5 protein-coding genes are annotated in these 9,692 nt (G+C 63.5%); 1 reads left to right on the top strand and 4 read right to left on the bottom strand.

Annotation, left to right across the window (positions count from 1 at the left end; genetic code table 11):
• Window positions 1–190: 190 nt before the first annotated feature.
• The 3 genes from PXK07_RS17140 to PXK07_RS17130 all read right to left on the bottom strand — a co-directional run bounded on the left by PXK07_RS17140 (window position 191) and on the right by PXK07_RS17130 (window position 5,188).
• On the bottom strand, window positions 191–1,204 hold the full coding sequence (locus PXK07_RS17140; RefSeq protein ID WP_274849567.1) for a hypothetical protein: 1,014 nt from the start codon (window positions 1,202–1,204) through the stop codon (window positions 191–193).
• 93 nt (window positions 1,205–1,297) lie between these two features.
• Window positions 1,298–1,876: a hypothetical protein gene (locus PXK07_RS17135; RefSeq protein ID WP_274849566.1), complete on the bottom strand. Its 579-nt coding sequence runs from the start codon at window positions 1,874–1,876 to the stop codon at window positions 1,298–1,300.
• Between the two features lie 630 nt (window positions 1,877–2,506).
• Complete coding sequence (locus tag PXK07_RS17130; RefSeq protein WP_274849565.1) at window positions 2,507–5,188, bottom strand: PAS domain S-box protein; 2,682 nt, start codon at window positions 5,186–5,188, stop codon at window positions 2,507–2,509.
• A 472-nt stretch (window positions 5,189–5,660) separates the two neighbouring features.
• Between PXK07_RS17130 and PXK07_RS17125 the strand changes: the two genes are divergently transcribed.
• Window positions 5,661–8,306: a methyl-accepting chemotaxis protein gene (locus PXK07_RS17125; protein ID WP_274849564.1), complete on the top strand. Its 2,646-nt coding sequence runs from the start codon at window positions 5,661–5,663 to the stop codon at window positions 8,304–8,306.
• A 40-nt stretch (window positions 8,307–8,346) separates the two neighbouring features.
• On the opposite strand, the gene glmM is transcribed toward PXK07_RS17125, so the two are convergent.
• Window positions 8,347–9,690 carry a phosphoglucosamine mutase gene (gene glmM / locus PXK07_RS17120; protein WP_274849563.1) on the bottom strand — a complete coding sequence of 448 codons (1,344 nt, stop codon included), beginning with the start codon at window positions 9,688–9,690 and terminating at the stop codon, window positions 8,347–8,349.
• Window positions 9,691–9,692 lie beyond the last annotated feature (2 nt).

Genomic DNA, 9,692 nt, shown 5'->3' with positions numbered 1-9,692 from the left:
CAGGTGCCCAAAGGTCTTCCTGTCAGCCATCGCACTCGCAGCGCTCGTCATTTACTGGCTATGAGTCCTGACCCTAACAATTAGGGGAGCATTACATATCCGGGGGGAGTGTTCTGGTTTCCGGAGGGTGTAATACGTCCCTAATATTTTCTTCTTTCCTTTTACGCTGTGCTCGCAACACGGGGGGGCATTACATGGCAACTTCCGGCGACGGAGCCGCATTGGCCTTAGATTTCATTGCACGCTGGCGCGCGCGGTATTCGTTCACGCGCCTCCGATTTCCCCGCCTGTCAGCTTCGTCAATCGGATCGGCAAATCCCGTCTCGGAAAGTGACCTTGAAATAACTGACTGACGAGTCAGTTCGCATTCTTTACGCTGCTGACAGGAAGAACAGACAGGATTATCGGACACGACGATGCCAGGAACTCCAAAACAGCTCTGGTAGAAATCTTCCTTGCTCAGTGTCCGATAGTCGGTCGGTGTCAGGAGGCCGATGCCCATGTCCGCGCGTGCATTGCGTTCGGCATTTTCAGCTGCAGACCTTTCCAGGAAATCGCAACTGTCGATCCGAAAGTACTGGCGCTCGAAGACATGCTTTGCCACGAAGCGGTTTGTCGGCATTGCGCCAGTTGAGACCATATCGATCAATTCAGAGCGAAACCGATGCTGTGCCGGAAGGCCCCGGTCAGAGTAATACGCATATTGGGGCATGCTTTTCATCCGGTTCAATTCCAGGCAATGGCGGTCGTTGTTCCAGAACTCCACTATCTTGGTCAGCCAGGCATCGAGTTTCTTCTCGTTGGGCCAAAGCTGATTAGGCTGCGGCGGTTGTCTATATCTGCGCGCGGCCGCAAATGTGAAAATGAACTCCAAGTAGGCAGGATAAGGCAAACCAATCTCGTCGGCTTTCTGGCGTGCGACGTAGAGCTGGGTCAGATGGGCGTTCCGTTTATGGAAATTCAGTTTGAAGCCGATCTTGATGTCGGCTGCGGTAGTGGCGTCGATGTTGGTGCGAAGATAATTTTTATAGGCCTCTATAAAGGACTTGTGGAACAGCCGGTTGGCATCCCAAGGCGTCAGAAAACGGTATTCTGGCCATTTATTCGGCATCAGCTCGGCTTCACGTGCGCGATACTTGGCGGGTATCAGGTTCAGAACGCGGTAGAGTTTGTTCAACCTGATGTCGTGTGCGGTTCTTGTCATTTGACATGTCTCCATCGTGCTGGGACCAGCCGTGCGGCTGAAATCCCAGTTTTTGGTTCGTATCTTGTTTTCAGGGAGGGTCTTGGGGGCGCGTCAGACGAGGTGTGTTTCTTCTGAACCCGCCTCCCAACGTCCATCTGTCCAGTGGCCCAGCTTCATGGCCGTGTCGCGCAGTTTGCGATACCTGCGGCGGGCCTGCTCGATCATGCGATAGTCGAGCCGATAATCTGGCGCTTCATAGTAACCGAGCCTCAAGCCTTCGATTTCGCGCATGAGATCACTTGCCCGCTTGTCGAGAAAGCGAGCCTGATCTTCACGAGGAAGACGATGAAGCTGAGCAAGTGAAGGCAGAGGAGGTATCCGGGGCGGAAGCATAGGAGCTTCGGTGGCCGAGCCAATCCCGTTAGTGTCAGCGGGTGTGATGTGGATCAGCTCGTGGTGCTCAAGGGTCTGCACCAGCTCATTGGCCATACCCAGAAGGCAGCGCACAAGCTCCGGCGCGTCTTTTTCACTATTAAGTTCATCGGCCATCCACTGGATCATGGAAAAGACCATGTCCTTGTCTATTAAATCGTGTTTGGCTCCGGAGATGTTCTTCTCCAGGTTGAAGTTGAGCACTGGCGTTTCGCCAGCACCCATTGCTCCGCCAAGGCGGTTAGGGGTCGTGTCCATGTCGGAATCCTTTTCAGTACGAGTTATTGAGGCAATCCATCGATCGCTAATTTCACTATAGCGCTGAGGTCGCGAGATTGCCGAAATTCAACTAAAAAATGTCAAGAGAATTTACGCTCAACTAAGGAGGGGTGATCTCCACGCTTGACACTGAGCCTCTCAACGTTTGCTCTAGGCACACAAATCGCAAACCAGCATAAAGCTCGAAAATTAGAAGGTAGGTGAGCGTTTTGGGCAACGGCATATCAGCCGTCTCCGCCCGAAATCAGTTCCTTCCGTGCGGCGAGGAATGGCTCGACATCCCGGCAGGTCCCGTCGGTGCCAGACGTGTTGAGCGAAGTCCTAGGTTTTTTCGATGGAGACGAGGGGGATGCATTCTGGCGCCGGGGTAGCTGGGCGTTTGGAAGCTCCTATGCCAGATCTACGACCGCCGAAGCCGCAAAGTGCTCCCTGAATTTGCACAGAGCATTGGGTTGGAAAAGCTCAGTCGCTCTCGAACGGACAGTGGCCTAAACGAGAACGTGTAGCGGCATAAAACGGGACAAGTCCAAAGTGATTGCATCGGTGCCCGGGTATTGCTGAGCGGCCTGCTTGGTGTTGTGATGCCTGCGGAAGACCAGACCCCGCGCCTTATTGCAAGGATTCGGACCTGGACCGGCAGCCATCCAGCATCCGGTCCAGCTCCCGGGCATGGATCGGCTTGCTCAGCACCGCGTCAAAGCCTTCGCGCAGGAGGGCCGCGACCTGATCCGGCATGGTATGGGCGGTGACCGCAATGGCCGGTGTTGCGCTCTGGCCCTGGGCCCGGGTCTGCTTGCGGATCTCCTGCAGCGCTTCGATGCCGGACAGCCGGGGCATCGAGATATCCATCAACAGGCAGTCAAAGGCGCCGGGCTGCCAGGTGGCGACCGCCTCGGCCCCATCGTTGCACAGCACCACCTCATGGCCCATGCGGGTCAGCATCTTGTCGATGATCATCCGGTTGGTGGCATTGTCCTCGGCCACCAGGATGCGCAGGGGCTGCGCGGTGGCATGGCCCTTGCGGTCGGGCCTGGTCTGGCGCTCGGGGCCCCGGGGGGATGTGTCTGGCGCGGCGGCCGCCGACGCGGGGGCGGTCAAGGCCCGGTGCGGCGGCTCTTGCACGGCGGCGTCACCTGCGGACAGGGCGCCTTCCGGCGCCAGCGGCAGTGGCAGTTCCACGGTGACGGTGGTGCCCTGCCCGGGCGTGGACTTCATGTCGAGCCGCCCCTGCATCAGCGCCACCAGTTCCGAGACGATCGCCAGCCCCAGGCCGGTGCCGCCAAAGGCGCGGGTGGTGGAATTGTCGGCCTGTTCGAATTTGCCCTGGACCCGCTGCAGCGCTTCCTGGTCCATGCCGATGCCGCTGTCGCGGACCTCAAGGCGCAGGGCGCCCTCCTTGCTGATCCCGGCGGTCAACTGCACCTGGCCGGCTTGGGTGAACTTCAGCGCATTGCCGCAGAGGTTATGCAGGATCTGCCCGACCCGGCGGGCATCGCCCAGGCGCGGCTCTTCGGTGCCGGGCGCCAGCTCCAGCTTGAGGCGCACGTCCTTGGCTTCGGCCACCACCCGATGCAGCGAGGCCACCTGCTGCAGCACCAAGGCGGGGGTAAAGGGCGCCTGGTCCAGCTCTTCCTTGCCGGCCTCGATCCGGGCCAGGTCCAGAATGTCGTTGAGGATCGACAGCAGCCCCTGTGCCGAGGTCTCTGCCGTTTCCAGCATTTCGGCCTGTTCGCCGTCCAGGGCGGTTTCCGACAGGAGCTGCAGCATGCCCAGGATGCCGTTCATCGGGGTGCGGATCTCGTGGCTCATATTGGCGAGAAAGGCGGATTTGGCGGCATTGGCGGCCTCGGCGCGGGCGCGGGCCTCGTCGAATTCGGTCACATCCACCCGCAGGCCGACCCGGCCGCCATCGGGTGTGGCGCGTTCATAGATCTGCAGCACCCGCCCATTGCCGAGCGTCTGGCGCGTGGTGCTGCTTTCCTGGCGATGCTGCGCCAGCCGACCGCGCAGCCATTCCTCTTCGCGGCCCTTGGCCTCTTCATACTGCCCCTGCGCCAGCCCGTAGCGCAGCACGTCCTCAAAGCGGACGCCCTCCCGGATCACCGGGGCGCTGTCGGCGTAGATCTCGCGGTAGCGGGCATTGGCCAGCACCAGCCGGTCATCGGCATCGTAGAAGACCAGGCCGAAGCCTTCGGGCAGGGCCTCGATCGCGGTCACCAGCCGGGCATGGGCCATCTCGGCCGCCTGTTGGCTGGCATCGCGCTGGGTGGAATCCTCGACCATGGCCACGAACCAGGGCTGATCATCCATCATCAGCTGCAGGGTGATCTCGACCGGGTAGCAGCTGCCGTCCCGGCGTCGGTGACGGGTCTTGAAGCGCAGGGTGCTTTGCGTGCCCGCGATCAGCGGCTGCACCATCTGCCGGAAGCTGTACTCATCGTAATCGGGCTTGATATCCACCGGCGTCATCTGCGCCAGGTCCGCCATGCTGTAGCCGAGGTTGTCGCGCGCGCCCCGGTTCACCTCGGAGAATTTCAGCGTCTCGGGATCGAAGATATAGATCTCGTGCAGGCTTTCCTCGATGATGCGGCCCAGCCGGGCGCTGCGCACGTTGTCTTCGGCGGCCTTTTTCAAAGGCGTGACATCGGTGTGGATCGCCACATAGCCTTCCAGCTGGCCATCGGGACCATGCAGCGGGGTGACATCCAGAACCTGCCAGTATTCCTCGCCCGAGCGGGTGCGGTTCAACAGTTCTGCGGTCACCGGTTCTTCGGCGGTCATGGCCCGGGTGATGCGGGCGGCGCCTTCGGGATCCATATGGGCGCTGTGCAGGACCTCGCTGGGCTTGCGACCGCGGGCCTCCTGAGCGCTGAACCCGGTGAGTGCCTCGCAGGCCGGGTTGATCCAGCGGATGCGCTGATCGGGGGTGCAGAAGATCACCGGGCTTTGCGTGGCCGCGGCCAGGCTGCGCAGGTGGCTGTAGAACCGGCGCCGCAGGAAGACCTGCGGCGGGGTCAGCTCCACCATATAGAGATCCGGACCCAGGGCGCTGATATGCCAGGTCTGCGTCCCTGACCGCCCCGGCACCGTACTTTGCAGGGGGGGCATCTGCGGGCTCAGGGCCTTGCGGGAGATCGGCGGAGGCGAGAGAAACTCCGGGCCTGCAGGGCCGTCGCGCAGCGGCACGGCCTGCCGGAAGGCGGCATTGGCCGCGACAAGGGCCAGCTCTGCGGTGATCAGCGCCATCGGAGCCTGCGCCGCCCCGATCAGGGCGATCAACCTGCTATCCATGTGGCTTTGCTCTGCCTTGGGCACTGGACACCTCGTTCAACTCTTAACTGATCCGGTCACACATGCCTGACCCGATCGCACCTGGCCTACCCATTCACATATGGCTCTGCTGGCCTGCAGGGCAACCGGCTGCCAGGAGCGCAGCCGACCGATGGGCACTGCCGAAAGGCACGTTAGCGACAAAACCTTAGCGGAGCCTTCAAATCAGAAGAAAAACCAGAACGGGAGTCTCAAGAGCGTTTCATGCGCCTACACCGGGCGGACAGAACCTGCCTGCCTGCCCGTATTTGCCCCGTAGCGGCGCGGGAGAACAGGCAAATTATAGGTAAAAAGCAGGTGAGTTATAAAATAGTTTTAAACCTTGGGGCGATAGGCTCTGTCTGGTCAATTTGAGCGCGCCTGCATCCTCCGGCTGTTGGGAGGGGCAGTTGCGGCTTTCGGTTACGATCAACCTAGATACAGGTGGCAGAACATGACGCAGATGGCCTCTTCTGAAACGCAGCCCGCTTCGCGGCGGTTTCGTCCCTTGTCCAGCATCGGGGCCAAGCTGGTCCTGATCCTGCTGGCGATGGGCGGGGTCTCGGCCGGCGTCGGGGTGCTGGCCTTTCTGGTGTTTGGCCGCGTGTCGGATGAAATGTCGGTGCTGACCGGGGAGAAGCTGCCGCAGATGGAGGTCAGCGCCCGCCTGACCGAGGCCACCGGGCTGACCCGGACGGTGATGACCGATATCCTGCTGGTCGATGATGCGGGGGCGCTGGCCGGGGTCCGGGACCAGGTCGATACCGCTGTCCGCCAGCTGGGCGAAGGGGTCGCGGGGCTGCCGCCCGCGGTGCGCGCCGATTACGAGGTGCTGGCCGATGGCGCGGTGCAGGCGCTCAATGCGCTGATGGAAGCGCGGGCGACCACCTTTGACAGCGAGGCCCGGACCGCCGCGCAGATCGATGCGCTGCAGCTGCATGGGCAGGCGCTGCAGGTGCACCTGCTGGAGGCGGCAGAGCACGCCTATGCCGCGCTGTCGGATGGCGGCGAAGAGACGATGGTCGCCCTGGAGGAGTCCCTGGCCGTTCTGGTGGAGGAGCATTTCACCAAGCTGCAGACCCTCTTGGAGGCCCAGGCGGAGATCAATCTCCTGTCCGGCGTGGCCATGGCCCTGGGCCAGACCCGGGAACCGGCGCTGAAGCGGGCCATGACGCAGATGGCCAAGGGCGCCAAGGCGGCGCTGGCCGATCTGCCCGAACGCCTGGTGGAGATGGAGGTGGACCCGGTCGAGGCGGGGATCGTCGAAGAGGCGCTGGTCGCCTTTGACCGCATGATGCGCGCGCGCCGCTCCGAACAGAAAGAGCTGCGCCCGCTGGTTCTGGATCACCGCCAGGCCAGCGACAATGTGCTGATGAAGGCGATCGAGGATATGATCTTCGTGTTGGAAATCGTTGCCGAGGAAACCGCCGAGGAAAGCCGCGATGCGGTGCAAAGCCTCCTGGATAATGAAATCGGTGTGCTGAACCGCCTTCTGGAGATGAACACTCAGGTCAATGCCCTGCAGGTGGCGGCCCTGCAGGTGTTGGCAGCTGATACGATCCAGGAGGTCCGCGCGGTGATACAGCCGCTGGAGGCCGCCGCCGCGGCATTGCTGACCTTCCGCGATGTGGAAGGTGGGCTGATCGTAGCCGACCTGGAACAGATCGCCGTGGATGTGAACCCCGAAACCGGGCTGGCCGCCTCGCGCATTGCCACCATCAACGCGCGGGCGGAAACCGTGGCCGCCTCAAGCCAGGCAGCCGAGGCCGTGGCCACGATCGCCCGGCGCGCGGCCACGCTCAACGTGGACAACCAGGCCGCCATCGCCGAGATGGCCGCCTCGGTGTCCCGGGAGGTGAAGGCCTCACAGATCCAGATGCAGAGCCTGCTTGTGGTCTCTGTCGTGGTGATGCTGGCGGCGCTGCTGCTGACCCGGATCCTGATCACCCGCCCCCTGGCGCGGATCAGCGAAACCACCGAGAACCTGGCAGGCGGCGACATGAGCCCGGTTGCAGGCTTTGACCGTTCCAGTTCGGAAATCCGCCGCATTGCCCGGGCGCTGTCGGTGTTCCGCGACGGGCTGGTGGAAAAGGAAGAGATTTCAAAGGCGGCCGAGGCCGAGCGCCAGCAGAACCTGGCCCAGCAGCGGGCCGCGGTCAATGCCATCGGCGAGGGGCTGGAGCGGCTGGCCGAGGGGGATCTGACCGCGCGCATCACCGTCCCGATGAGCGAGGGCTATGCCAAGCTGCGCGCCGATTTCAACGCCGCCCTGGAGGCGCTGGAAGACTCCATGCATAGCCTCAGCCAGAGCGGCCAGTCCACCGCCAGCGGCACCAGCGAGATTTCCGGTGCCGCTCGCGATCTGTCGGCTCGGTCGGAACATTCGGCGCAGACCCTGGCCACGACCGCGGCGGCGCTCAACCAGCTGACGGTCTCGGTGGACAGCACCGCGCGCGCCTCCGGAGAGGCCTCCGCCTCGGTGGAGACCGCCCATCGCAATGCCCGCGAAAGCCTGGAGGTGGTGCAGCGCACCTTTGCGGCGATGGAGGCGATCAAGGAAAGTGCGGCGAAGATTTCCCAGATCATCGGCCTTATCGACAGCATCGCCCAGCAGACCAATCTCCTGGCGCTCAACGCCGGGGTGGAAGCGGCCCGGGCCGGCTCTGTCGGCAAGGGCTTTGCGGTGGTCGCCTCCGAGGTGCGCAGCCTGGCGCATCGCTCGAAGGAGGCCGCGACCGAGATCGCCGAACTGGTCGCCGAAAGCCAGGAACATGTGGATATGGGCGCCGAGCTGGTCGGACGCACCGGCGAGGTGATCAACGAGATCTCGCAATCGGTCTCGGGCGCGGCGGATCTGATGCAGAATATTTCCCGGGCCTCGGCCGAGCAGTCCAGCAACCTGCAGGAGGTCAATGGCGCGGTGGCCAATCTGGATGATGCCACCACCAAGAATGCCGCCCTTTTTGAAGAGGTGACCTCGGCCTCCATCGCCCTGTCGCAAGAGGCCCAGGCCATGGCCGCGGCGCTGGAGCGTTTCCGCACCGGCGGCGGCGCCGCAGCGGAAGACATGCTGGACGAGGCGCCGCGCCTATCGGCCTGATCCTGTCGGCCTGATCCCAGGTTCAGGCCTGGGCGGGCGGTCAGGCGGTGGCGGCTTCGACGGCTTCGACCACCTGATCCACGGTCCGCTCAAGCAGCGCATCATCCTCGCATTCGGCCATCACCCGGATCAGCGGCTCGGTGCCGGATTTGCGGATTAAAAGCCGCCCCTGCCCGGCCAGCGCGGCCTCGGCCTCGCGGATTGCCGCCTTGACCGATGCCGTCTCAAGCGGGGTCTGCCCGGCGCCAAAGCGCACGTTCTTCAAAAGCTGCGGGACGGGGTCGAACTGGCGCACCAGTTCGGAGGCCGGCCGCCCCGTCTGCACCATGGCCGCCAGCACATGCAGCCCCGCCATCAGCCCGTCGCCGGTGGTGGCGTAATCGCTCATCACGATATGGCCGGATTGCTCACCGCCCAGGTTGAAGCCGCCCGCGCGCATGGCTTCGACCACGTAACGGTCGCCGACGGCGGTGCGCTCCAGCCTCAGGCCCTGCCCCTCCAGGAAGCGTTCCAGCCCGAGGTTCGACATCACCGTCGCCACCAGGGCGCCGCCCGCCAGCTGCTCGGCCTCGGCCCAGCGGACCGCCAGAAGCGCCATCAGCTGATCGCCATCGGCAATGGCGCCGTTTTCATCGATCACGGTCACCCGGTCCGCATCGCCATCCAGGCAGATCCCCACATGGGCGCCATGGGCCACCACCATTTCGGCCGCCGCCTGCGGCTGGGTGGAACCGCAGCCGCGGTTGATATTGGTGCCATCGGGGGTGATGCCCATGGGGATCACCTCGGCGCCCAGCTCCCAGAGGATTTCCGGCGCGGCGCGGTGGGCGGCGCCATGGGCGCAATCCACCACCACCTTGAGGCCATCCAGGCGAATGTCGCGCGGCAGCGAGGATTTCACCCGCTCGCCATAGCGAAAGCGCGCATCGTCAATGCGCTTGGCGCGGCCGATATTGCTCGCCCGGGCCGGCTCCACCCCGGTCTCGATCAGGGCTTCGATCTCCAGTTCGGCCTGATCCGACAGCTTGAAGCCGTCGGGGCCGAAGAACTTGATGCCGTTGTCCTCGGCCGGGTTGTGGCTGGCCGAGATCATCACGCCGAGATCAGCGCGCATCGAACGCGTCATCAGCCCCACCGCCGGGGTCGGCACCGGCCCCAGCAACAGCACGTTCATGCCGGTCGAGGTGAGGCCCGCGGTCAGCGCGCTTTCGAACATATAGCCCGACAGGCGGGTGTCCTTGCCGATCACCACCCGGTGCACCCCGCCGGCCTCGCGGCGGAAGTAGCGCCCGACGGCGGCGCCGATGCGCAGCGCCATATCGGCGGTCATCGGATAGGTGTTGGCGGTGCCGCGCACCCCGTCGGTGCCAAAGAACTTGCGCATGT

It is taken from the genome of Phaeobacter sp. QD34_24 (assembly GCF_028890115.1).
Classification (GTDB): Bacteria; Pseudomonadota; Alphaproteobacteria; order Rhodobacterales; family Rhodobacteraceae; genus Phycobacter.
Note: the sequence above shows the minus strand (reverse complement) of the source record. Positions and strands in the feature narration are given on the sequence as shown.

What these genes read in the sequence shown, in the direction of transcription:
- PXK07_RS17135 (WP_274849566.1), bottom strand. Translation starts at nt 1,876, where the DNA reads ATGGACACGACCCCTAACCGCCTTGGCGGAGCAATGGGTGCTGGCGAA.
- PXK07_RS17140 (WP_274849567.1), bottom strand. Translation starts at nt 1,204, where the DNA reads ATGACAAGAACCGCACACGACATCAGGTTGAACAAACTCTACCGCGTT.
- PXK07_RS17125 (WP_274849564.1), top strand. Translation starts at nt 5,661, where the DNA reads ATGACGCAGATGGCCTCTTCTGAAACGCAGCCCGCTTCGCGGCGGTTT.
- PXK07_RS17130 (WP_274849565.1), bottom strand. Translation starts at nt 5,188, where the DNA reads ATGGATAGCAGGTTGATCGCCCTGATCGGGGCGGCGCAGGCTCCGATG.
- glmM (WP_274849563.1), bottom strand. Translation starts at nt 9,690, where the DNA reads ATGCGCAAGTTCTTTGGCACCGACGGGGTGCGCGGCACCGCCAACACC.